At 63.4% G+C, this 21,600-nt stretch carries 22 protein-coding genes and 6 tRNA genes; 20 read left to right on the top strand and 8 right to left on the bottom strand.

What is annotated here, in order from left to right:
* Window positions 1-14 precede the first annotated feature (14 nt).
* The 8 genes from H3H36_RS22300 to H3H36_RS22265 all read left to right on the top strand — a co-directional run bounded on the left by H3H36_RS22300 (window position 15) and on the right by H3H36_RS22265 (window position 7,418).
* A complete protein-coding gene (locus H3H36_RS22300) occupies window positions 15-503 on the top strand; it encodes a chemotaxis protein CheW (protein ID WP_182220268.1) in 489 nt (162 codons plus the stop codon).
* A gap of 132 nt (window positions 504-635) precedes the next feature.
* Entirely contained in the window at window positions 636-2,345 is a 1,710-nt protein-coding gene (locus H3H36_RS22295; protein ID WP_182220267.1) for a methyl-accepting chemotaxis protein, read from the top strand.
* A gap of 52 nt (window positions 2,346-2,397) precedes the next feature.
* Window positions 2,398-3,270 (top strand): CheR family methyltransferase, encoded by an 873-nt coding sequence (locus H3H36_RS22290; RefSeq protein WP_182220266.1) that lies wholly within the window; start codon window positions 2,398-2,400, stop codon window positions 3,268-3,270.
* A 9-nt stretch (window positions 3,271-3,279) separates the two neighbouring features.
* Entirely contained in the window at window positions 3,280-3,876 is a 597-nt protein-coding gene (gene cheD, locus H3H36_RS22285; RefSeq protein ID WP_182220265.1) for a chemoreceptor glutamine deamidase CheD, read from the top strand.
* A gap of 33 nt (window positions 3,877-3,909) precedes the next feature.
* Window positions 3,910-4,980, top strand: coding sequence for a protein-glutamate methylesterase/protein-glutamine glutaminase (locus H3H36_RS22280; RefSeq protein ID WP_182220264.1), 1,071 nt, complete (start codon window positions 3,910-3,912; stop codon window positions 4,978-4,980).
* 125 nt (window positions 4,981-5,105) lie between these two features.
* On the top strand, window positions 5,106-5,495 hold the full coding sequence (gene cheY, locus H3H36_RS22275) for a chemotaxis response regulator CheY (protein WP_028104141.1): 390 nt from the start codon (window positions 5,106-5,108) through the stop codon (window positions 5,493-5,495).
* A gap of 4 nt (window positions 5,496-5,499) precedes the next feature.
* Window positions 5,500-6,147 carry a protein phosphatase CheZ gene (cheZ, locus tag H3H36_RS22270; RefSeq protein WP_182220263.1) on the top strand — a complete coding sequence of 216 codons (648 nt, stop codon included), beginning with the start codon at window positions 5,500-5,502 and terminating at the stop codon, window positions 6,145-6,147.
* Between the two features lie 62 nt (window positions 6,148-6,209).
* A complete protein-coding gene (locus tag H3H36_RS22265; protein WP_182220262.1) occupies window positions 6,210-7,418 on the top strand; it encodes an EAL and HDOD domain-containing protein in 1,209 nt (402 codons plus the stop codon).
* Between the two features lie 90 nt (window positions 7,419-7,508).
* Here the strand turns inward: H3H36_RS22265 and H3H36_RS22260 are convergent, their stop codons facing one another.
* From H3H36_RS22260 to H3H36_RS22240, 5 genes are all read right to left on the bottom strand, one after another.
* Window positions 7,509-8,204 (bottom strand): transposase, encoded by a 696-nt coding sequence (locus H3H36_RS22260; RefSeq protein ID WP_182220261.1) that lies wholly within the window; start codon window positions 8,202-8,204, stop codon window positions 7,509-7,511.
* Between the two features lie 153 nt (window positions 8,205-8,357).
* Window positions 8,358-9,197 carry a pantoate--beta-alanine ligase gene (gene panC, locus H3H36_RS22255; RefSeq protein ID WP_182220260.1) on the bottom strand — a complete coding sequence of 280 codons (840 nt, stop codon included), beginning with the start codon at window positions 9,195-9,197 and terminating at the stop codon, window positions 8,358-8,360.
* Between the two features lie 43 nt (window positions 9,198-9,240).
* On the bottom strand, window positions 9,241-10,089 hold the full coding sequence (locus tag H3H36_RS22250; protein WP_182220315.1) for a segregation and condensation protein A: 849 nt from the start codon (window positions 10,087-10,089) through the stop codon (window positions 9,241-9,243).
* 156 nt (window positions 10,090-10,245) lie between these two features.
* Complete coding sequence (locus H3H36_RS22245) at window positions 10,246-10,455, bottom strand: DUF3460 family protein (RefSeq protein ID WP_182220259.1); 210 nt, start codon at window positions 10,453-10,455, stop codon at window positions 10,246-10,248.
* Between the two features lie 99 nt (window positions 10,456-10,554).
* A complete protein-coding gene (locus tag H3H36_RS22240; RefSeq protein WP_182220258.1) occupies window positions 10,555-11,568 on the bottom strand; it encodes a porin in 1,014 nt (337 codons plus the stop codon).
* A gap of 247 nt (window positions 11,569-11,815) precedes the next feature.
* Between H3H36_RS22240 and H3H36_RS22235 the strand changes: the two genes are divergently transcribed.
* Window positions 11,816-12,715 carry a DMT family transporter gene (locus H3H36_RS22235; RefSeq protein ID WP_182220257.1) on the top strand — a complete coding sequence of 300 codons (900 nt, stop codon included), beginning with the start codon at window positions 11,816-11,818 and terminating at the stop codon, window positions 12,713-12,715.
* A gap of 4 nt (window positions 12,716-12,719) precedes the next feature.
* On the opposite strand, the gene H3H36_RS22230 is transcribed toward H3H36_RS22235, so the two are convergent.
* Window positions 12,720-13,382 carry a glutathione S-transferase family protein gene (locus tag H3H36_RS22230; protein WP_182220256.1) on the bottom strand — a complete coding sequence of 221 codons (663 nt, stop codon included), beginning with the start codon at window positions 13,380-13,382 and terminating at the stop codon, window positions 12,720-12,722.
* A 194-nt stretch (window positions 13,383-13,576) separates the two neighbouring features.
* Here H3H36_RS22230 and H3H36_RS22225 point away from each other — a divergent pair, with 194 nt between their 5' ends.
* Window positions 13,577-13,996, top strand: a complete 420-nt coding sequence (locus H3H36_RS22225; RefSeq protein ID WP_229220048.1) for a YidB family protein — start codon at window positions 13,577-13,579, stop codon at window positions 13,994-13,996.
* 74 nt (window positions 13,997-14,070) lie between these two features.
* Window positions 14,071-14,382, top strand: coding sequence for a PsiF family protein (locus H3H36_RS22220; protein ID WP_182220255.1), 312 nt, complete (start codon window positions 14,071-14,073; stop codon window positions 14,380-14,382).
* Window positions 14,383-14,455: 73 nt separating this feature from the next.
* Here H3H36_RS22220 and H3H36_RS22215 read toward each other — a convergent pair whose 3' ends face one another.
* Complete coding sequence (locus tag H3H36_RS22215) at window positions 14,456-14,935, bottom strand: GNAT family N-acetyltransferase (RefSeq protein ID WP_182220254.1); 480 nt, start codon at window positions 14,933-14,935, stop codon at window positions 14,456-14,458.
* 22 nt (window positions 14,936-14,957) lie between these two features.
* On the bottom strand, window positions 14,958-17,129 hold the full coding sequence (metG, locus tag H3H36_RS22210; RefSeq protein ID WP_182220253.1) for a methionine--tRNA ligase: 2,172 nt from the start codon (window positions 17,127-17,129) through the stop codon (window positions 14,958-14,960).
* Between the two features lie 135 nt (window positions 17,130-17,264).
* On the opposite strand from metG, the gene apbC reads away from it, so the two are divergent.
* The 9 genes from apbC to H3H36_RS22165 all read left to right on the top strand — a co-directional run bounded on the left by apbC (window position 17,265) and on the right by H3H36_RS22165 (window position 21,387).
* On the top strand, window positions 17,265-18,353 hold the full coding sequence (gene apbC / locus H3H36_RS22205) for an iron-sulfur cluster carrier protein ApbC (RefSeq protein WP_182220252.1): 1,089 nt from the start codon (window positions 17,265-17,267) through the stop codon (window positions 18,351-18,353).
* Between the two features lie 45 nt (window positions 18,354-18,398).
* Complete coding sequence (locus H3H36_RS22200; protein WP_229220047.1) at window positions 18,399-18,809, top strand: DUF4399 domain-containing protein; 411 nt, start codon at window positions 18,399-18,401, stop codon at window positions 18,807-18,809.
* A gap of 304 nt (window positions 18,810-19,113) precedes the next feature.
* Window positions 19,114-20,523, top strand: coding sequence for a glutamate--tRNA ligase (gltX, locus tag H3H36_RS22195; RefSeq protein WP_182220251.1), 1,410 nt, complete (start codon window positions 19,114-19,116; stop codon window positions 20,521-20,523).
* Window positions 20,524-20,619: 96 nt separating this feature from the next.
* Window positions 20,620-20,695, top strand: a tRNA-Ala gene (locus tag H3H36_RS22190).
* Window positions 20,696-20,751: 56 nt separating this feature from the next.
* Window positions 20,752-20,827: transfer RNA gene (locus tag H3H36_RS22185), tRNA-Glu, on the top strand.
* A 127-nt stretch (window positions 20,828-20,954) separates the two neighbouring features.
* A tRNA-Ala gene (locus tag H3H36_RS22180) sits at window positions 20,955-21,030 on the top strand.
* Between the two features lie 43 nt (window positions 21,031-21,073).
* Window positions 21,074-21,149: transfer RNA gene (locus H3H36_RS22175), tRNA-Glu, on the top strand.
* 63 nt (window positions 21,150-21,212) lie between these two features.
* Window positions 21,213-21,288: transfer RNA gene (locus H3H36_RS22170), tRNA-Ala, on the top strand.
* Between the two features lie 23 nt (window positions 21,289-21,311).
* Window positions 21,312-21,387 (top strand) — tRNA-Glu (locus H3H36_RS22165).
* The last annotated feature ends 213 nt before the right edge of the window (window positions 21,388-21,600 follow it).

Here is a 21,600-nt window from a genome sequence, read left to right as displayed (position 1 = left end):
AATAGGGACGCATCATGGCGGAAGCGCTTACCATAGGGGCAAAAGAGATCGCCGGCCACGAATTCCTGGCTTTCACGCTGGGCAAGGAGGAGTACGGCATCGACATCCTGAAGGTGCAGGAGATCCGCGGCTACGAAGCCGTGACCCGGATCGCCAACGCACCGGAATTCATCAAGGGTGTGATTAACCTGCGCGGCATCATCATTCCGGTGGTGGACATGCGCATCAAGTTCAACCTGGGCACCCCGGTCTACGACCAATTTACCGTGGTGATCATCCTGAACATCGGCGGACGGATCGTCGGCATGGTGGTCGATTCGGTGTCGGACGTGACCACGTTGACGCCGGAGCAGGTCAAACCGGCGCCCGAAATGGGGACCGCGTTCAGCACCGAGTACATGATCGGTCTGGGCACGATCGACGAGCGCATGCTGATCCTGGTGGACATCGACAAATTGATGGCCAGCCCGGAGATGGGATTGATCGAGACGCTGGCCGCCTGAGGCCGACGTCCAGGGGCCGCGCGAGCGGTAAAGGTATAACGCCGTCGACGCTCCGCAGAGAGCCGGAGTACGGCGCAGCGTCCCGCCAGTACGGGGTGCGCAATAATGAGCAGGTACAAGGGGAGAACTGAAATGAATTTACGCGACGTTAAGATTGGGTCCCGGTTGATGGCTGGTTTCGGCGTCATCCTGCTGATCCTGGTGGCCATGGTGTTGTCGGCCAACTTCCTCAACTACAGCAACAAGGCCAAGCTGACCAAGGGCTTGCAGCTGTCGACCGCCAAGAGCCTGCAGGCGGCCATCATGAAAAGCGCCATGCTGGAGACCGGTATCGCGATGCGCAATATCGGCCTGCAGTCGGACGTGAGCCTGATGCAGAAAGAGGAAGCGAAGGTCAAGGACCAGCGCAAGGTGTATGAGACGGCCATCGGCCAGCTCAAGAGCCTGGGCCTGACGGACGCGGAAAAGAAGATCCTGGGCGATATCGCCACGCTGGACGCCGACACCGACGCCGCCTTCAAGGAAGCCATCGGCCAGGTGCTGGCCTTTAACAGCGAGGGCGCGGCCAAGGTGATCGCCAGCCGCATCGACCCGCTGAACCAGCAGACGCTGGCGCTGCTGAACAAGGTGGTCGACATCCAGCAGGCCGCCGCCAAGGAAGTGATGGACAATTCCGTCACCGCCGACACCGAGCTCATGTTCATGCTGTTCGGCCTGGGCGCCGTGGCCGTGGCGCTGGGCGTGGGCTGCGCGCTGATCATCACCCGCTCCATCACCGTGCCGCTGTCGGGCGCCGTGGCCGTGGCCCAGAAAGTGGCGGCCGGCGAGCTGACCTCGCAGGTGACGGTGGAAGGCCACGACGAAACCAGCGCGTTGCTGCAGGCCCTGAAGGACATGAACGAGAGCCTGGTCAAGACCGTCGGCGACGTGCGTGCCGGCACCGAGACCATCACCGTGGCCTCGCAGGAAATCGCTTCGGGCAACGCCGACCTGTCCTCGCGCACGGAAGCGCAAGCGAGCTCGCTGGAGGAAACGGCCAGCTCGATGGAGGAACTGACTTCCACCGTGAAGCAGAATGCGGACAACGCGCGCCAGGCCAACCAGCTGGCCGTATCGGCTTCGTCGGTGGCGGAGAAGGGCGGCTCGGTGGTGTCGCAAGTGGTCGACACCATGGGCTCGATCAAGGAATCGTCGCGCAAGATCTTCGACATCATCGGCGTGATCGACGGCATCGCCTTCCAGACCAACATCCTGGCCCTGAACGCGGCCGTGGAAGCGGCCCGCGCGGGCGAGCAGGGCCGCGGCTTCGCCGTGGTGGCGTCCGAAGTGCGCAACCTGGCCCAGCGCTCGGCCGGCGCCGCCAAGGAGATCAAGGAACTGATCGGCGACTCGGTGAACAAGGTCGATGCCGGCAGCAAGCTGGTGGACGAGGCCGGCCAGACCATGGACCTGATCGTCACCTCGATCAAGCAGGTGGCCGACATCATGGGCGAAATCACGGCCGCCACCCAGGAGCAGAGCAACGGCATCGAGGAAGTGAACCAGGCCATCACCCAGATGGACGAGATGACGCAGCAGAACGCGGCCCTGGTGGAGCAGGCCGCCGCCGCCGCCGAAAGCATGCAGGAGCAGGCCCACAACCTGGCCGAAGCGGTCAGCATCTTCAAGCTGTCGCATGAGGACCAGGCCCGCCGTCCGGTGCTGGCGGCGCGTGCGCCGGCACCGGCCGTGGCCGCGCCCGCGCCGCGTCCGGCGCCCGTGCGGCCCGCCGTCACGGCCCGTCCGGCCGCCCCCAAGAAGCTGGCCGCCTCGGCGCCTGGCGATGACTGGGAAGAGTTCTGAGTGGTTTGAGCAGGTCAGGCATTGTTGCAAGATTCAGTGAAGGGTAAAACAAATGCCGAATGGTAAAGACACCGTCAAGGAGTTTGATTTCAACGCCAGGGACTTTGAACGGGTCCGTGGCCTGATCTACAAACGGGCCGGCATCTCGCTGGCCGACAGCAAGCAGGAGATGGTGTACAGCCGGCTGGCGCGGCGTCTGCGCGCCACCGGCATAGACAGTTTCGGCAAATACCTGGACGACCTGGAAGCGGGCCGCCTGGGCGAGGAGTGGGAAGCGTTCACCAACGCGCTGACCACCAACCTGACGTCGTTCTTCCGCGAGGCCCATCACTTCCCGCTGCTGGCCGAGCATGTCAAGCACCTGCAGGGGCCGATCACCATCTGGTGCTCGGCCAGTTCCACCGGCGAGGAACCGTATTCGATCGCCATGACGCTGTGCGAGGCGTTCAACACGCTCACGCCGCCGTGCCAGATCATCGCCACCGACATCGACACCAACGTGCTGGCCACGGGCGCCAATGGCGTCTACAGCATGGACCGCATCGAGAAGATGTCGCCCGAGCGCCAGCGCCGCTTTTTCCTCAAGGGCAAGGGCGAGCGCGAAGGCCTGGTGCGGGTGCGGCCCGAGCTGCGCCAGATGATCACCTTCAAGCAGCTCAACCTGCTGGCCGACAGCTGGCCCATCACGGGGCCGTTCGACGTGATCTTCTGCCGCAACGTGATGATCTACTTCGACAAGGCCACCCAGCGCAAGATCCTGTCGCGCTTCGTGCCCTTGATGAAGCCCCATGCCCTGCTGTTCGCGGGCCATTCGGAGAACTTCCTCTACGTGTCGGACTCGCTGAAACTGCGCGGCAAGACCGTGTACGAGCTCGATACCCAGCACCAGGGCGCGGTGCACAAGGTTGCGGCCCACCGCACGTGAGACTAGAACATGGACCTCGAACAATTTGCCACGAACGTCTATTACGACCGGACGTTCGACTGCGACGCCGCCAAGATCCTGCCCGGTGAGTACTACTACACCAACAAGGACATGTTGATCGTGACGGTGCTGGGCTCGTGCGTGTCGGCCTGCATCCGCGACCGCACCACGGGGCTGGGCGGCATGAACCACTTCATGCTGCCCGACGGCGGCGGCGACGGCAGCCCCGTGTCGGCCTCGGCCCGTTACGGCACCTATGCGATGGAAGTGCTGATCAACGACCTGCTCAAGGCGGGCGCCCGGCGCGAGAACCTGGAAGCGAAAGTGTTCGGCGGCGGCGCCGTGCTCAAGGGTTTCACGGCCATCAACGTGGGCGAGCGCAACGCCGCCTTCGTGCTCAATTACCTCAAGGTCGAGCGCATCCGCGTGGTGGCCGAAGACCTCAACGATATCCACCCGCGCAAGGTGTATTTCTTCCCCCGCACCGGCAAGGTACTGGTCAAGAAGCTGATGCAGACCCATAACGATACGCTGGCGCGGCGCGAGATCGAGTACGCCAGCCGCCTCAAGGTGGCGCCGGTGGCCGGCGAGATCGATCTGTTCTGATAAGAAGAGGGCGCTACGCCCGGAAAGATGTGTATGAAGATCAAAGTCCTGATCGTCGATGACTCCGCGCTGATCCGCAGCGTCATGACGGAAATTATCAACAGCCAGCCCGACATGGAAGTGGTAGGCGTGGCCCCCGACCCCCTGGTGGCCCGCGAGTTGATCAAGCAGACCAATCCCGACGTCCTCACCCTGGACGTGGAAATGCCGAAAATGGACGGCCTCGATTTCCTGGAAAAGCTGATGCGCCTGCGGCCCATGCCGGTGGTGATGGTGTCGTCGCTGACCGAGCGCGGTTCCGAGATCACCATGCGCGCGCTGGAACTGGGCGCGGTCGATTTCGTCACCAAGCCCAAGATTTCCATCCAGGCCGGCATGCGCGAATACACGGAGCTGATCACGGACAAGATCCGGGCCGCCTCCAAGGCGCGCGTGCGGGCCCGCACCTTGCCCCAGCCGGGGGCGGACGGCCATGCGCAGCTGCCCCAGTTGCGCAATCCGCTGATGTCGTCGGAAAAGCTGATCATCATCGGTGCCTCCACCGGCGGCACGGAAGCGATCCGCGAATTCTTGATGCAGATGCCGTCGGACTGTCCCGGCATCCTGATCACCCAGCACATGCCCGAAGGCTTCACGCGCTCGTTCGCCAAGCGCCTCGATTCGCTGTGCAAGATCTCGGTGCAGGAGGCCGCCGGCAACGAACGCGTGCTGCCCGGCCACGCCTACATCGCGCCGGGCCACTCGCATTTGCTGCTGACCCGCAGCGGCGCCAACTACATGACCAAGATCGAGCAGAGCGAGCCGGTGAACCGCCACCGTCCATCCGTGGACGTGCTGTTCCGCTCGGCCGCCCAGTGCGCCGGCAAGAACGCCGTGGGCGTGATCCTGACGGGCATGGGCAAGGACGGGGCGGCCGGCATGCTGGAGATGAAAACGGCCGGCGCGTATAATTTTGCGCAGGATGAAGCCAGTTGCGTGGTGTTCGGCATGCCGCGCGAAGCCATCGCCATCGGCGCCGCGCACGAGGTGGGCGCGCTGCAGGCACTGCCCGGCATGGTGCTCGGTTACCTGGCGACCCACGGCATGCGCGCCTTGCGCGTGTAATCCGTCCAAGGATGACGTTTTACTGCGACTTTGTTCGCCTTCAAGCAACGAAAATGCTATCCTACAACTTGCTGGCAATTGTAGTCACTATTAACAACCGCGTAAGAGAATCAACGGAGTAATTCATGGCTGATCCAAAGATGAAATTTTTAGTCGTAGACGATTTTTCGACGATGCGCCGCATCGTCCGGAATCTGTTGAAAGAACTGGGTTATGCCAACGTCGACGAGGCTGAGGACGGCGTGATGGCGCTGGCCAAGTTGCGCGCCGAACAGTTCGACTTCGTGGTGTCGGACTGGAACATGCCGAACATGGACGGCCTGACCATGCTGCAAAACATCCGTGCCGATCCCGCGCTGGCCAAGCTGCCGGTGCTGATGGTGACTGCCGAAGCGAAGAAGGAAAACATCATTGCGGCGGCCCAGGCCGGCGCCAATGGTTATGTGGTCAAGCCGTTCACGGCCGCCACGCTGGACGAAAAGCTCAACAAGATCTTCGAGAAACTCGGGGCCTGACAACATGGGTGAGCATCACAGCGGCGCCGTCTTGCAGCACATGGCGGAGCCGGGCGAGGAGTTCCTGTCGCGCATCGGTCACATGACCCGTGCGCTGCATGAAAGCCTGCGTGGGCTGGGCCTGGACAAGCTGATCGAAAAGGCGGCCTCGGATATTCCCGATGCCCGCGACCGCCTCGACTACGTGGCGCGCCTGAGCGAAGACGCGGCGCAAAAGGTATTGAACGCCACCGACGCGGCCAGCCCCCTGCAAGATGAGATCGCGGCGGGCGCCCGCCAGCTGGGCGCCTCCTGGCAGCAGTTGCTGGCCAGCGGCGCCAGCGAAGCGCAGTGGCGGGCGTTGGCCGAACAGACGGTCGCCACGCTGGGCGCCACCGGCGCCGCCACGGGCTCCACCAAGGCCCACCTGATGGACATCATGATGGCCCAGGATTTCCAGGACCTGACCGGCCAGGTGATCAAGAAGGTCACCTCGATCGCGCAGAACCTGGAGCAGCAGCTGGTTCAGATGCTGATCGACTTCGCCCCGGACCAACTGCGCAAGGAGCATGAAAACAGCCTGCTGAACGGACCGCAGATCGACCCGGCCGGCGAAGGTGTGGTGGCCGACCAGAGCCAGGTCGACGACCTGCTCGACAGTCTCGGCTTTTAAGGCGGGTTGCCGGTCGCGGCCGGCGGCCAGTGGCCTGCGTTGGGCCTTCCTGGAACATCACCATGCATCAAACCAATTTTCTAGTCCGCGAACCCTTGCTCGACCCCAAGCAGCGCGTGGTCGGGTATGAGCTGACGTGGCAACAGTCGTCGCTGGAACCGTTCACGGCGCAGGACCTGGAGGAGCTGGTCGGCTTCGTGGCCAGCCAGGTCAATGGTGACGACGGCACCTGGCTGCTGCGCGACAAGACCCTGTTCCTGCAAGCCGTGCCGGCCATGTTGTCGACCGACGCCTTGTACAACATGCCGCCCGAGCACACGGTGCTGTCGATCAAGACCAGCGAGCTGGCCAATCCCTCCACGCTGCAAGCGGTGCAGGCGCTGCGTGCCGGCGGCGTCGGCATCCTGCTGCGCGAGGCCGACCTGGCGCGCATCGGCAACCGGCTGCCCACCATCGCCTCCTACGTGGAAGTGCGGTTCTCGGGCGCCGACGTGGCGTCGCAAGCGCGCAGCTATGCGCTGCTCAAGCAATCGACGGTGCGCATGGTGGGCCGTCCCGTGACCACCTGGGCCGATTTCGACGCCTGCGCCGCGCTGGGGCTGGACGCCTTCGTCGGCAAGCTGCACCTGACGCCCCGTCCCGGCGCGGACACCAAGGGCATGAACCCGGCCCAGACCATCATCATGCAGCTGATGCAGATGGTCAAGCAGGAAGCGGACATCCAGCAGATCGAAGCCGTGCTCAAGCGCGACGCCACGCTGTCCTACAAGCTGCTGCGTTTCATCAACTCGGCCGGCTTTGGCGCCGGGCGCGAAGTACAGTCGCTGCGCCAGGCGCTGGCCCTGCTGGGCTACACGCCGCTGTACCGCTGGCTCACGCTGCTGCTGGCCACGGCCAGCACCAGCGGCTATTCGCCGGTGCTGCTGGAAACGGCCGTGGTGCGGGGGCGCCTGGCCGAACTGCTGGGCCAGGCCGCGCTGGGCAAGAGCGAAGCGGAAAACATCTTCGTGGCCGGCATGTTCTCGCTGCTGGACCGCTTGCTGGGCATCCCGATGCAGGAAGTGCTGGAAGCGATCCAGTTGTCGGACGACGTGGTGGCCGCGCTGCTCACGCGCGGCGGCAAATACGGCCCCTACCTGGCGCTGGCCGAAGCGTGCGAACTCAATTCCGCGCTGGTGGCCTCGCTGGCCGCGTCGCTCAACCTGACGCCGCTGGACGTAAACAAGGCCCACCTGTCGGCCCTGTGCTGGGCCCAGAACCTCGCCAGCTAAGCCGCAGCAAAATCGGGGACGTAACACGGTTTTCCCGCCTGGAAAAATCGGGGACGTAACACGGTTTTGCTGCCCGGTATGAAAATCACGTCATCGCGGCGTTGAGTTGGCTGGCCGGCCGCTCTTGCCTGGCATCACCATAGGCCCCAAGGCTTGCCGCAACTGCGTCGTGTAGCGCGCCGTGCCCAGCGCGTAATTGCCGTTGCTGGCTTGCCGTATCTGCGCCAGCACGTCAGCCTGCAGCTCGTGCGCAAACAATTCCCGGTAGGTCCGCTGGCGTTGGTCCGGGCTGTCGCCCAAGGCATCGTACAACGGATGGGCTTGCAGCAGCGGGTTCGATGCCCCCTCGGCATTGGCGCGGTAGCTGGACCAGCGGTAGTGGGCGGGATGGGCCACCACGCCCGCCCGCACAGGGTTCAGTTCGATATAGCGATGGCAGGCGAAGAAATACGCTGGTTCTTCCGTCAGGGAAGAGTGAAAGCGGCCTTGCCACAGCGTGCCGGTGCGTTGGTACTTCTTGTTGATGTAGCGGACATAGCGTTGATTCACGGCCTTCATCAAGGTGGCTGGCCCGGCGGGCGTGGCCGAGGACAGCAGCAGATGCACATGGTTGCCCATCAATGCATAGGCATGGAGGGCGCAGTCCGATGCCGCAGTGTGATCGCGCAGCAAATGTTGGTAGGTCTGATAATCGGCATCGGCAAAGAAGCACGCCTGGCGATTATGTCCGCGCTGAACCAGATGGATCGGCACGTTGGCGAGGATGATACGTGCATGGCGAGGCATGGCGAGCTCCGCTAGTTATATTGCTGGAGGCTAGCATGGGATCGCGATGCTGGTGTTGACATAGCCCTGGCACAGGGCGCGATCGGGCATCGGGGGACGTCCCGGATTTTACCGGCAGGCAAAACCGTGTTACGTCCCCGATTTTTCTTGGGGTTAAATTTCCAGGTTGTCGATCAGGCGGGTGCCGCCCAGCTTGGCCGCGGCCAGCACCACCAGCGGCGTGCCTTGGGCCAGGTCGCCGGCGCTCGGCGGTTGCAGGTCGATACGCTTGCGGATCGAAATGTAGTCCGGTTTCCAGCCGCGCTTGGCCAGGTCTTCCATCGCCTTGTGCTCGAGCTGGAAGATGTCCAGGTGGCCGGCGCGCATTTCGTTGGCCACGAAGTTCAGGCTCTGGAACAGGGCCGGCGCTTCGGCCCGCTCCGCTTCCGACAGGTACATATTGCGCGAGGACAGCGCCAGGCCGTCGTCGGCGCGGTAGGTCTCGGCCGCGATGATTTCCGTCGGCAGCGCGAACTGGCGCGCCATGTTGCGCACGATCATGAGCTGCTGGTAATCCTTCTTGCCGAACACGGCCACGCGCGGCTGCACGCAGGAGAACAGCTTCATCACCACCGTCGTCACGCCACCGAAGAAGCCAGGGCGGAATTCACCTTCCAGCGTGTTGCCCAGGTCGTCCGGCGGGCGGATGCGGAATTCCTGCGGTTCCGGGTACAGGTCTTTTTCCGTCGGCGCGAACAGCACGTACACGCCTTCCTTTTCCAGCTTTTCCACGTCGGCCTGGAAGGTGCGCGGGTATTTTTCGAAGTCTTCGTTGGGGCCGAACTGCAGCCGGTTGACGAAGATGGAGGCCACCACGGGGTCGCCGTGCTTGCGCGCCAGCCGCATCAGCGACAAATGGCCTTCGTGCAGATTGCCCATGGTGGGCACGAACGCGGTGCGCAGCTGGCCGCTCAGTTGGTCGCGCAATTCTTCGATGGAGGAGATGATTTTCATGGCTAGGGTGCGATGGGCGTAAAAAGAATTCAGTGGGCGGCCGTCAGGCGGGCGAGTAGGCCAGGCGCACGTAGATCGGTGCGAACGGTTCGGCCTGGGTGATTTCGATCAGGGTTTCCTTGGCCAGTTCCAGCAGGGCGACAAAGTTGACCACCACCACGGGCGCGCCGCCGGCGATGTCGAACAGGTCGGCAAATTCCACGAAGCGCGCGCTTTGCAGCTTGCGCAGGATGGCCGTCATGTGCTCGCGCACGGACAGTTCCTCGCGGCTGATCTTGTGGTGCTGGGTCAGCTTGGCGCGCTTGAGGACGTCGAGCCACACTTGCTGCAGGTCCACGGCGGCCACGTCGGGCCAGGTCGGCACCAGGCTTTGCTCGATGAAGATCTGGGTGCGCACGAAGTCGCGGCCCACCTGGGGGATCGTGTTCAGGTCGTAGGCGGCCAGCTTGATCTGTTCGTATTCGAGCAGGCGGCGCACCAGCTCGGCGCGCGGGTCGCCGGCTTCGTCCTCGTGCTCGGCCTTTTTCTGCGGCAGCAGCATGCGCGATTTAATTTCGATCAGCATGGCCGCCATCAGCAGGTATTCGGCCGCCAGCTCCAGGTTGGACAGGCGGATCTGCTCGACATACTTCAGGTATTGCAGGGTGACCTGCGCCATCGGGATGTCGAGGATGTTGAAGTTCTGCTTGCGGATCAGGTACAGCAGCAGGTCGAGCGGACCTTCGAACGCTTCCAGGAAGATTTCCAGCGCATCGGGCGGGATGTAGAGGTCGGTCGGCAGGCGCAGCAGCGGTTCGCCGTACAGGCGTGCCAAGGCGGCGCCCTCGGCCGGGGCGCCATCGGTGCGCGATGCGCCGGCGCTATCGGCGGGCGCGGCCGCCTGGGCCAGCATGGTGGCCGTGTCCGTCGCCGCGTCGCTGGCTGCCGCCTGGGCTGCGGCCAGCGCCTCGGCCAGCGGTTCGGCCACGGCGAGCGCAGCGTCTCCGCCCGGCGTCAGCGCGCCGGCGCTCGCCGTTTCCTCTGGCAACATCTTGCCCGCCTGGCGTGCTTAGACTTTGTTCTGGTAGACGTAAGCCTGTTGCTTGACGGCCGAGGCGAGCTGGCGTTGCTGCTCGTCCAGCGACAGGGGGGCCTTGTCCCACAGGCGGGCGCGGCCTTCCTGCTGGCCTTTTTCGATCTCGGGGTGCTTGGCTTTCAGGGCCTTGATGAACAGGGTATGGTCGGATTCGTACAACTGATGTTGTTTAGTGAGTTTCATAATGGCTAGTTGGGTGAGTCAGCAGCGCGTATTTTACCGCGCCCGGCGCCGGGGGCGGTAATTCTATCGCTGCTGCCGGGCAAGTTTAGGTTGCGGCGCCTAGAATTTGTGGCGTATGCCCAGCGCCGTCGTGTTGCCATCGCTGGCCGTGCTCAGCTTGTCGTACACGAACACGGCGTAGACGTCGGTGCGCACGGACAGGCTGTAGTCGTAGCCGGCGGTGGCCGTGTCGCGCCGGAATTCGGGGCGGTTCAAGCCATCCTCGCGCGAGCGGGCCCAGGCCAGCAGGTAGCGGCCCGAGCCGGACGGCACTTGCAGGCCCAGTTGCGCCGTGCGCGTGCGGCGGCCCGTGAGGTCGGTCCGGTTGCGGTCGTAGCTGCCGTACAGCTTGACGGCGCGCAGGTCATAGGACACGCCCAGCAGCCAGGTATCCTGGCGTGGCGCGGCCGTGGTAATGCCCAGCCCGGCTTCGACGCGCTGGCCGCCGGCCACCAGCAGCAGCGGCCCGGCCTCGTAGCGCAGCACGGCGGCCGCGTTGTGGCTGGACGTGGCCGGGTTTTCGCCCGGCGCGTACTGGCCCACGAGCGTGACGCCACCGAGGGTGGGCGAGGTGTAGTGCAGGGCGTTGCTCCAGCCCGTGTCGCCCGTGACGGCGACCCCGTAAGGCGCGCTCCACAGCTGCGTCATCAGGGGCGAGAAGCGCGTCGAGTAGGCGTAGGGATTGACGGCGGCCGAGGCCTGGAACAGGGGATTGGGTACCCGGCCCAGCTTGATGGTGCCAAAGTCGCCGTTCAGGCCCACGTAGGCGGCGCGGGAAAACAGCGGGTCATTGGGGAAGCGGCCCGATTCGCCCGTATCGAGCCGCACCACGCCTTCCAGCGCGAACACGGTCTTGACGCCCTGTCCAAGTTCCTCGCTGCCACCGATGCCGTAGTAGGACGTGGTCATGCCGCCATTGTTGATGGCCCTGGCGGCCACGCCGCCGCTGGTGTTGGTATTGCCGGCAAAAACATCCAGGATGCCGTAGACCCGGACCCCGGTTTGCTGCGCCATGCACCATGCAGGCAGGCAGAGCGAGAAGGCAGCCGCCAGGGCGGACAGGGTGGGACGCATGGCAGTTCCTTTCAGTCCGGCGGGCGGTGGCGCTGTGTCCGGAGCAAGGCGAGGCGCCGGTCACACTGGCAATGTTATAAAAGGTTGAACTTTATTTTACCTTTAATTGCTGGGCTGGACGATGCCTGCGCGGCCATTGTGGCGGCGCCGGTACAGGTCATTTTCGGGCGCATCGCGGCGGAATCGGGCGGGATCGGGTATGCTCAAGGGCTAAAGCTTGCATGTTTGATCTTATTGGAAACGCCGCATGACCCATCGCCTCACGCCCCGGACCGCCTTGCTGTTGACCATTCCGCCCTTGCTGTGGGCCGGTAACGCCATCGTCGGGCGCCTGGTGCATGAGATGGTGCCGCCCATCCTGCTCAATTTCCTGCGCTGGCTGATCGCCTTCGTCATCCTGTTGCCGCTGGCCGGCCCCATCTTCCGCCGCGGCAGCAGCCTGTGGCCACACTGGCGCCGCTTCGCCATGCTGGGCCTGCTGGGCATTGGCATGTACAACGCGCTGCAATACCTGGCGCTGCAAACGTCCACCCCGATCAACGTGACGCTGGTGGCATCGGGCATGCCGGTATGGATGATGCTGACGGGCTGGCTGTGGTTTGGCGCCCGCGTCACGCGGCGACAGATGGCGGGGGCCGTGCTGTCGATCGCCGGCGTGCTGCTGGTGCTGGCGCGCGGCCAGTGGCAGCACTTGCTGGCGCTGCGGCTGGTGGCGGGCGATTTGTTCATGATCCTGGCCAGCATCGCCTGGTCGCTGTACAGCTGGCTGCTCACGCGCGCGCTCGAGCCGGCCGACTTGCGCGCCAACTGGGCCAGCTTCCTGCTGGCGCAGGTGGCGTTTGGCGCCGTCTGGTCGGGCGCGTTCGCGGCCGGCGAATGGGCGCTGGGCAGCGCGCCCGTGCAATGGAGCTGGACGCTGGCGGCGGCCTTGCTGTACGTGGCCGTGTGTCCGGCCGTGATCGCGTTCCGCTGCTGGGGCGAGGGCGTGCGCGAGGCGGGACCGGCCATTGGCGCCTTCTTTGTCAATCTCACGCCCTTGTTCGCGGCGCTGATGTCGTCCGCATTTCTTGGCGAGGCGCCGCATGGCTATCACGTGGCCGCGTTCGCGCTGATTGTGGGCGGTATCGTCGTCTCGTCGCGCCGCTAGGACGTCAGCGAAAACGTTGCGGTATCGCTTCCTCGAATGGATAGAACTGGAAATAGGGCTTGGCTTCCTCCAGCACGCGGCGTGCGGATGGCCGGTCCATGAGGCGCGTGAAATAGGCGTGCAAGTGGTGGTGGCCGGCCGGTATCGGCACCAGCGTGCTGGCATAGAACAGGGCCGGGGCCGCCGCGCAGTCGGCCATGCTGAAGCCTGAGCCCGCCACCCAGTTGCGTTCGCCCAGTTGTTGTTCGAGCATGCCATAGGCCGTGGTCAGCATGGCGCGCTGGGATGCCATGTCGGCCTTGGTGTTGTACAGGCGGTCAGCCACGATGCGCTGCATGGGGTCTTGCACATAGCCGTCGAAGAAGCGCTCCCACAGCCGCACGTCGAGCGCGTCGTTCCAGTCGGCGGGGATCAGGGGGCGGTGGCCGCGATAGTGGTGGTCCAGGTATTCGATGATGATGGTGGACTCGGGAACGTCGCGCCCGCGCGCGTGATCGCGCAGCACGGGAAAGCGTACCGGCGGCCAGACGGCCGCCAGCGCCGCGCGGTCATCCTCCTTGCCCAGGTCGATCAGACGCTTCTCGAACGGCGTGCCATTCTCGTACAGCGCGATCAACACCTTGTGGCAGTACGATGCCAGCGGGTGATAGTACAACGTCAGGGACATCGTTTTTCTCCTCAAACGGCCGGCATGCGCGATATGGCCAATCTAGCGCAATTCACCTGCCCGTGGCGCACGGGGCCGGCACGGTAGAAAATCGGTATTGCCAGCTCAGCCATTTACAGTAACATGTTCATATGCCGCAAGATTGACATGGCGACATATCGCTCACTTTTCGCGCAACGCTTTTTCAGGAGAACATGATGGGATTGCTGGATCAGCTGGTGGGACAGGTCGCGGCGGCGGCCGGTGGACCAGGCCAGGATGGGGCGCCGCAGGGCACGCTGATCGCTGGCGTGATGACCATGATCGATAACGCGGGCGGCGTGCCCGCGCTGCTGGAGCAGCTCAAGGCCAGCGGCCTGGGCGAGCACGTGGCGTCGTGGATAGGGACGGGAGCCAATCTGCCCGTGTCCGCCAGCCAGCTGGCCGAGGCGCTCGGCGCGGGCCACCTGGCGCAGGTGGCGCAGCAGGCCGGGGTGGAACCGGAGCATGCGGCCAATGGCCTGGCGCAGTTGCTGCCGCAGCTGATCGACCAGCTGAGTCCGGGCGGCCAGTTGCCGGAAGGCGGCTTGCTGTCCCAAGGCTTGAGCATGCTGGCGGGCAGATGGTTGGGATGACCACGTGGCGCCCCGTGCGCCGTGTGGCGGGTGCAGTGTGAAGTTAATTCAATTCAAGAAAAAAGGAAATTTTTATGAAAAAGATGATCGCCGTATGTTTCGCCGCCCTGGTGTCGACCGCCGCCTTCGCTGCCGCGCCTGAAGCCGCGTCCGCACCCAAGACGGCCCAGCAGACCAAGATGGCCACTTGCAACGCCGACGCTGCCGGCAAAAAAGGCGATGAGCGCAAGGCGTTCATGAAGGAATGCCTGAGCAACAAGCCCGCCGCGCCCGCCGGTCCGGTGACCCAGCAGAGCAAGATGAAGACTTGCAATGCCGACGCGGGCGCGATGAAAGGCGACGAGCGCAAGGCCTTCATGAAGAAGTGCCTGAGCTCCGGCAAGTAATCCCCCCAAGCAAAATCGGGGACGTAACACGGTTTTCCCATGCGGAAAAACCGTGTTACGTCCCCAATTTCTTCTAGCGGCGCAGCAGGCGGCGCATGACGACAGGCGCCGGTTCCAGCGGGTTGGCGTGCGAATATTCCAGCTCTTCGGCCAGCTCGAATTCGAAGGCCGTGTAGAAGTCGATCAGCTTGGGCTGGTCGCTGCGCACGGCCAGCCGCACCTCATCCACGCCGGCCGCCAGCGCGTGGTGGATCACCGCTTCCAGCAAGTGTTGCGACAGGTGCTGGCCCCGGTGGCCGGGCAGCACGCCCATGCGCGCCACTTCCCACACGTCCGGCTCCGCGTCCAGCGGCAGCCAGCGCACGGAGCCGACCGGCACATCATCGACCAGCAAAACAAAACCGCCGCCGTCGCGCAGGTGCTGCGTGACGAGGACGGCGGTTTCGCGGTGGCCGCTGGAGGTGACGCTGACCTTGCCGGCCCACGCGGCGCGCGTGAGCTCGGCGATCAGTCTTGCATCGTCGGCCGTCGCCTCGCGCACCAGGATGTTCATGCGGCTGCCTGGCTCTCGTCCGTTAGCTGATGCGCATGCCCGGCGTGGCGCCCGGCCATGGGTTGAGGATGTAGATGCCGGGATGGGCCTTCTCGTCGACCGCCGAGGCGGCCATCACCATGCCTTCGGACACGCCGAACTTCATCTTGCGCGGCGCCAGGTTGGCGACCAGCACGGTCAGCTTGCCGATCAGGTCTTCCGGCTGGTACATGGACTTGATGCCGGAGAAGACGTTACGCATGCGGCCTTCGCCGGCGTCCAGCGTCAGGCGCAGCAGCTTGTCCGAGCCTTCCACGTGTTCGCAGTTGACGATCCTGGCGATGCGCAGGTCAACCTTGAAGAAATCGTCGACCGAGATTTCCGGCGCGATCACTTCGATGCCGGTTTCGGTGACGGCGACGGCCGGCGCGGCCTTGGCCTTGGCGGCCTTCTCCGGCTTGGCGGCGCTTACGCCTGCGGCGACGCCAGCGGCCAGTTGCGCCGGAGCGTCGAACAGGTCGTCGATCATCTTCGGCTCGACGCGCTTCATCAGGTGGTCGTAGGCGCCGATGGTGCGGCCCAGCATGGTGTTCCACACGGCGCCGGTCGACACTTCCGTGTCGGCCCACACCAGTTGTTGATCATTGAGGAACTTGCGCACGTTGGCGGCCACGCCCGGCAGTACCGGCGACAGCATGATGGTCAGCTGGCGGAACAGGATCAGGGCGGTGGTGCACACGTCATGCAGCTCGGCCAGCTTGGCTTCATCCTTGGCCAGTACCCATGGCTTGTTATCGTCCACGTACTGGTTGGTGATGTCGGCCACTTCCATGATTTCGCGCAGGGCCTTGCCGAATTCGCGCGCCTCGAAGTGGGCGGCGATGCTGGCCTGGCGCTCGGCGCCGGCCTCGGTGACCAGGGCGCGCTTGATCCACGCTTGCGCGTTGTCCGACAGCGAGGCCGCCAGCTTGCCGTCGAACTTCTTGGTGATGAAGCCGGCGCAGCGCGAGGCGATGTTGACGAATTTGCCGATCAGGTCCGAGTTCACGCGGGCCACGAAGTCCTCGCCCGTGAAGTCCAGGTCTTCCACCTTCGAATTGAGCTTGAAGGCGATGTAGTAGCGCAGCCATTCCGGATTCATGCCCAGGTTCAGGTAGCGCAGCGGCGAGATGCCGGTGCCGCGCGACTTGGACATTTTCTCGTTGTTGACGGTCAGGTGGCCGTGCACGTTCACCTTCAGCTTGTCGATCACGGGGTGATCGGCGAACTTGAGCATGGCGGGCCAGAACAGCAGGTGGAACGAGACGATGTCCTTGCCGATGAAGTGGATCTGTTCCGTGGCCGGGTCGTTGAGCAGGGCGTTGAAGTCCATGCCCTTCTTCTCGCAGTAGTTCTTCAGGCTGGCCAGGTAGCCCACGGGCGCGTCCAGCCACACGTAGAAGAACTTGCCCGGCGCGTCAGGGATGGGGATGCCGAAGTAGGGCGCGTCGCGCGAGATGTCCCAGTCGGCCAGCTTCTCGCCGGCTTCGCCCAGCCACTCGCTGACCTTGTTGACCATTTCCGGCTGCAGGCGGCCCGGCGTGTTGAGCCAGTCGCGCAGGAACTGGAAGCAGCGCGGGTCGGACAGCTTGAAGAAATACTGTTCGGACGGCTTGAGGATGGGCGTGGAGCCGGTGAAGACGGAGAACGGGTTCACCAGTTCGGTCGGCTGGTAGGCCGCGCCGCACACTTCGCAGTTGTCGCCATACTGGTCCTTGGCGCCGCACTTGGGGCACTCGCCCTTGATGTTGCGGTCGGCCAGGAACATGCCCTTGACGGGGTCGAAGAAGCGGTCCACCACCTTGGTCGCGATCAGGCCCGTGTCGCGCAGCTTGCGGTAGATGCCTTGCGACAGTTCCACGTTTTCCGGCGAATCGGTGGAGTACCAGTTATCGAAGGCGATGTGGAAGCCGTCCAGGTACTGGGCGCGGCCGGCCGCGATCTTGGCCACGAATTCCTGTGGCGTGATGCCTTCCTTTTCTGCCGCGATCATGATCGGGGTGCCGTGGGTGTCGTCGGCGCCGACAAAGTGCACCTCGCGCAGGCCGTCGCCGTCGCGCTGCATTCGCTGGAAGCGCACCCAGATGTCGGCCTGGATGTACTCCATCATGTGACCGATGTGGAAGGCGGCGTTGGCATAAGGCAGGGCAGTGGTGACAAACAGCTTGCGGGTCATGGTTGATGCACTTTGTGGGTGGATAAAAAAAGCATTTTAACAGCGGATGTGCGGAATGCGCACTTTCGGGGCAGGGGCAATCCTGTAATTTTGGCTATTTTGCGCTAGACTGCTGCATCACTTACGGAGATTTTCATGAGCATCACTGCAGAAGACGTCAAAGCGGCATTATCAAAAGTGCTTGACCCGAATACAACGAAGGACTTCGTCAGCGGCAAGGCCGTGAAGAACGTCAAGGTGGACGGCGGCGCCATTTCGGTCGATATCGAACTGGGCTACCCGGCCAAATCGCAATTTGACGCGATCCGCGCCAGCGTGGCCGACGCGCTGCGGGCGCTGCCCGGCGCGGGCGCCGTGACGGTCAACGTGCAATCGAAGATCATCTCGCACACGGTGCAACGGGGCCTGAAGCTGCTGCCCAATGTGAAGAACATCATCGCCGTCGCCTCCGGCAAGGGCGGGGTGGGCAAGTCGACCACCGCCGTCAACCTGGCGCTGGCGCTGGCGGCCGAAGGCGCGTCCGTCGGCGTGCTCGATGCGGACATCTACGGCCCGTCGCAACCGATGATGCTGGGCGTGAGCGGCCGGCCCGAGACGCGCGACGGCAAGACCATGGAGCCGCTGGAGAACTACGGCCTGCAGGTGTCGTCGATCGGTTTCATGATCGATCCGGACGAGCCGATGGTGTGGCGCGGCCCGATGGTCACCCAAGCCTTGCAGCAGCTGCTGGAGCAGACCAACTGGCGCGACCTCGATTACCTGATCGTCGACATGCCGCCGGGCACGGGCGATATCCAGCTCACGCTGTCGCAGAAGGTGCCGGTGACGGGCGCGGTGATCGTCACCACGCCGCAGGACATCGCGCTGCTGGACGCGCGCAAGGGCTTGCGCATGTTCGAGAAGGTGGGCATTCCCATCCTGGGCATCGTGGAGAACATGAGCACCCATATCTGCTCCAACTGCGGCCATGCGGAGGAGATTTTCGGTTCCGGCGGCGGCGCCAAGATGTGCAAGGATTTCGGCGTGGAGTTCCTCGGCGCGCTGCCGCTGACCATGGCGATCCGCGAGCAGACCGATTCCGGCAAGCCCACCGTGGTGGCCGAGCCCGATGGTCCGGTGGCGGCCATCTACAAGGATATCGCCCGCAAGATCGCGGTGCAGGTATCCGAGAAGGCCAAGGACATGACCAGCAAGTTCCCCAGCATCGTGATCAAGAACGATTGATGCTGCCGTTGTTCGACCCCGTGGTTTAACCTGGAGATGCCCACAATGAAAGCAAGCATGATGTGCCGCGTGGCGGCTGCGGTAACCCTGATGGCCGGCGTGGCCGCTGGTGCGCAAGCCGACGCGCAATCGGTCAAGATCGTCGAGCCGGCTGACGGCGCCACCGTCAGCAGCCCGTTCAAGGTCAAGTTCGGCGTGGATGGCATGGAAGTGAAACCGGCGGGTGACATGAGCGCCAATACGGGGCACCATCACCTGCTGATCAACGCGGACGCCATCAAGGCCGGCGAGCCGGTGCCATTCGACGACACCCATCTCCACTTTGGCAAGGGGCAGACGGAGACGGAAGTGAAGCTGCCACCTGGCAGCTACACGCTCACGCTGCAATTTGCCAATGGCGCGCACCAGTCGTATGGTCCCGCGCTGAGCAACAGCATCAAGGTGACGGTCAAGTAATCATCGGGCGTCTGAACCGGTGTCAGGTCTGTCAATTGGACACGGCGATAACACCTTTGAGTTTGATCAACAGGTGTCGCGTCGAATGTGTTATGCGGTTTCGTATAGTTTTCGCATTAAGAGTCGGAAGTGCGCATCTTGGTATATCTCAGGTCTTGATATATCTCAAAGATGCGTGACGACTGTCCGAATGACAGACCTGACACCGGTTTGGCGGTGCTGCGCGCCGCCATGCGGCCCATGTTCGCGATCCCCCGGCAACGCGGTAAAATAGCTTCTTTTACACACCAGCTTTCTTACTTCGATGACCATTGCACCCGCCAAGCCAGTCCGCACCCGTTTCGCTCCCAGCCCCACCGGCTATCTTCACCTGGGCGGCGCCCGCACGGCGCTGTATTCCTGGGCCTTCGCCCGCCACTTCGGCGGCACCTTCGTGCTGCGCATTGAAGACACCGACCTGGAACGCTCCACGCCAGCGGCCGTGCAGGCCATCATCGACGGCATGCAGTGGCTGGGCCTGAACCACGACGAAGGTCCGTTCTACCAGATGCAGCGCATGGACCGCTACCGCGAAGTGGTGGCGCAGATGCTGAAAGAGGGCACGGCTTACCTGTGCTATTCCTCGCCCGAAGAAGTGGAAGCGATGCGCGAGCGTATGCGCGCCGCCGGCGAGAAGCCGCGCTACGACGGCACCTGGCGTCCAGAGCCGGGCAAGACCCTGCCGGCCATTCCGGCTGACCGCAAGCCCGTGGTGCGCTTCAAGAATCCGCTCGATGGCGACGTGACGTGGGATGATGTGGTCAAGGGCACCATCACCATCTCCAACAAGGAGCTGGATGACCTGGTGATCGCGCGCCCGGATGGTACGCCGACCTATAACTTCTGCGTGGCGGTCGATGACTGGGACATGGGCATCACCCACGTGCTGCGTGGCGACGACCACGTGAACAACACGCCGCGCCAGATCAACATCCTGCGCGCGATCGGCGCGCCGCTGCCGCTGTATGGTCACCTGCCGATGATCCTGGGCGCGGACGGCGAGAAGCTGTCCAAGCGCCACGGCGCGGTCAGCGTGATGGATTACCCGGCGCAAGGCTATCTGCCCGAAGCGATGCTGAACTACCTGGCGCGCCTGGGCTGGAGTCACGGCGACGACGAAGTGTTCTCGATGGAGCAGTTCTGCGAGTGGTTCAACCTCGACCACCTGACCCGCTCGGCCGCCCAGTTCAACAACGAGAAGCTGGCCTGGCTGAATAACCACTACATCAAGCAGGCTGACAACCAGCGCCTGGCCGACCTGGCCATGCCGCACATGATCGATGACGGCGCCAACTTCGAGGGCGCGCCCGCGCTGCCCGTGGTGCTGGGCCTGATGAAGGAGCGCGTCAATACCATCAACGAGCTGGCCGATGCGGCCATGCTGTTCTACCGCGAGCCCAAGCCCGATGCGGCGTTGTTGGCCCAGCACCTGACGGACGCCGTGAAGCCGGCGCTGGCCCAATTTGCAGAACGCTGCAAGACGGTGGAGTGGACCAAGGAAGCCTTGTCGGCCATGATGAAGGAAGTGCTGGCGGCGAACGGTTTGAAGATGCCGCAGATGGCCATGCCGCTGCGCTTGATCGTGACGGGTCAATTGCAAACACCGGCGATCGATTCGGTCTTGCAAATTTTTGGCCGGGAGGTTATTCTCTCGCGCCTGGCCAAATTTCTCTGAATTTGTTTTTGAGAATTAAGAGATAAGCCAGCAAGGTTGCAGAAGGGTATTTGCACAAAACGATAACCCTGCTATAATCTTGCTTCTGCAGCACACGGGGGTATAGCTCAGCTGGGAGAGCGCTTGCATGGCATGCAAGAGGTCAGCGGTTCGATCCCGCTTACCTCCACCAGTATCAGGATGCAGTCTGTTCTGATCGTGTTGAAGAAGTAGTATTGGTTGTTCGCAGTCCCCATCGTCTAGAGGCCTAGGACATCACCCTTTCACGGTGAGTACGGGGGTTCGAATCCCCCTGGGGACGCCAAGTTGTAAAGTAGTTGTTGTAGTTGACGTTGTTTGTACTGATTGTTTGATGTTTGGCTTTGCGCTGGATAGCAACAAGTAGTGAAAACAAAAGTCGCCCAGGCGGCTTTTATTATTTCTGCACCAGAGGGGGTATAGCTCAGCTGGGAGAGCGCTTGCATGGCATGCAAGAGGTCAGCGGTTCGATCCCGCTTACCTCCACCAATAAGTGCGGAAATGATGGGGTCTACGTAGTGAGCAGTTCCTGGTCCCCATCGTCTAGAGGCCTAGGACATCACCCTTTCACGGTGAGTACGGGGGTTCGAATCCCCCTGGGGACGCCAGCTGATGCTGGTGGTAGTCAAAGTAGTGAGTAGTAAAACGTAGTAAATAGTTTCTGCGCCCGGGGGGGTATAGCTCAGCTGGGAGAGCGCTTGCATGGCATGCAAGAGGTCAGCGGTTCGATCCCGCTTACCTCCACCAATCGCGCAGAAATACGAATTCAGGTCCCCATCGTCTAGAGGCCTAGGACATCACCCTTTCACGGTGAGTACGGGGGTTCGAATCCCCCTGGGGACGCCAGATTTTGCGAGTTGTCTGCCATAGCCGGCAACCGCGCGCTGCAAGTTTCACCGATTCGAATGATCAAGCCGCCTAGTGCGGCTTTTTTGTTGGTGCGCCCAGCATGGGCGCACTCCTGTGGGTGCAAGTCCCGCCGCGAGCTGACCACAGTGAGCGAAGTGAAGCGCAACTGCGGAAGGGTAACTGACTGTGGGAAGGAAGCGTGGAGCATAA

This window comes from Rugamonas fusca, from assembly GCF_014042365.1.
Taxonomy (GTDB): Bacteria; Pseudomonadota; Gammaproteobacteria; order Burkholderiales; family Burkholderiaceae_D; genus Rugamonas; species Rugamonas fusca.
Note: the sequence above shows the minus strand (reverse complement) of the source record. Positions and strands in the feature narration are given on the sequence as shown.

Bases quoted from the DNA above. Each gene is read 5' to 3' on its own strand.
- H3H36_RS22300 (WP_182220268.1), top strand. From the start codon at position 15: ATGGCGGAAGCGCTTACCATAGGGGCAAAAGAGATCGCCGGCCACGAA.
- H3H36_RS22295 (WP_182220267.1), top strand. From the start codon at position 636: ATGAATTTACGCGACGTTAAGATTGGGTCCCGGTTGATGGCTGGTTTC.
- H3H36_RS22290 (WP_182220266.1), top strand. From the start codon at position 2,398: ATGCCGAATGGTAAAGACACCGTCAAGGAGTTTGATTTCAACGCCAGG.
- cheD (WP_182220265.1), top strand. From the start codon at position 3,280: ATGGACCTCGAACAATTTGCCACGAACGTCTATTACGACCGGACGTTC.
- H3H36_RS22280 (WP_182220264.1), top strand. From the start codon at position 3,910: ATGAAGATCAAAGTCCTGATCGTCGATGACTCCGCGCTGATCCGCAGC.
- cheY (WP_028104141.1), top strand. From the start codon at position 5,106: ATGGCTGATCCAAAGATGAAATTTTTAGTCGTAGACGATTTTTCGACG.
- cheZ (WP_182220263.1), top strand. From the start codon at position 5,500: ATGGGTGAGCATCACAGCGGCGCCGTCTTGCAGCACATGGCGGAGCCG.
- H3H36_RS22265 (WP_182220262.1), top strand. From the start codon at position 6,210: ATGCATCAAACCAATTTTCTAGTCCGCGAACCCTTGCTCGACCCCAAG.
- H3H36_RS22260 (WP_182220261.1), bottom strand. From the start codon at position 8,204: ATGCCTCGCCATGCACGTATCATCCTCGCCAACGTGCCGATCCATCTG.
- panC (WP_182220260.1), bottom strand. From the start codon at position 9,197: ATGAAAATCATCTCCTCCATCGAAGAATTGCGCGACCAACTGAGCGGC.
- H3H36_RS22250 (WP_182220315.1), bottom strand. From the start codon at position 10,089: ATGCTGGCCCAGGCGGCCGCGCCCGCCGATAGCGCCGGCGCATCGCGC.
- H3H36_RS22245 (WP_182220259.1), bottom strand. From the start codon at position 10,455: ATGAAACTCACTAAACAACATCAGTTGTACGAATCCGACCATACCCTG.
- H3H36_RS22240 (WP_182220258.1), bottom strand. From the start codon at position 11,568: ATGCGTCCCACCCTGTCCGCCCTGGCGGCTGCCTTCTCGCTCTGCCTG.
- H3H36_RS22235 (WP_182220257.1), top strand. From the start codon at position 11,816: ATGACCCATCGCCTCACGCCCCGGACCGCCTTGCTGTTGACCATTCCG.
- H3H36_RS22230 (WP_182220256.1), bottom strand. From the start codon at position 13,382: ATGTCCCTGACGTTGTACTATCACCCGCTGGCATCGTACTGCCACAAG.
- H3H36_RS22225 (WP_229220048.1), top strand. From the start codon at position 13,577: ATGATGGGATTGCTGGATCAGCTGGTGGGACAGGTCGCGGCGGCGGCC.
- H3H36_RS22220 (WP_182220255.1), top strand. From the start codon at position 14,071: ATGAAAAAGATGATCGCCGTATGTTTCGCCGCCCTGGTGTCGACCGCC.
- H3H36_RS22215 (WP_182220254.1), bottom strand. From the start codon at position 14,935: ATGAACATCCTGGTGCGCGAGGCGACGGCCGACGATGCAAGACTGATC.
- metG (WP_182220253.1), bottom strand. From the start codon at position 17,129: ATGACCCGCAAGCTGTTTGTCACCACTGCCCTGCCTTATGCCAACGCC.
- apbC (WP_182220252.1), top strand. From the start codon at position 17,265: ATGAGCATCACTGCAGAAGACGTCAAAGCGGCATTATCAAAAGTGCTT.
- H3H36_RS22200 (WP_229220047.1), top strand. From the start codon at position 18,399: ATGAAAGCAAGCATGATGTGCCGCGTGGCGGCTGCGGTAACCCTGATG.
- gltX (WP_182220251.1), top strand. From the start codon at position 19,114: ATGACCATTGCACCCGCCAAGCCAGTCCGCACCCGTTTCGCTCCCAGC.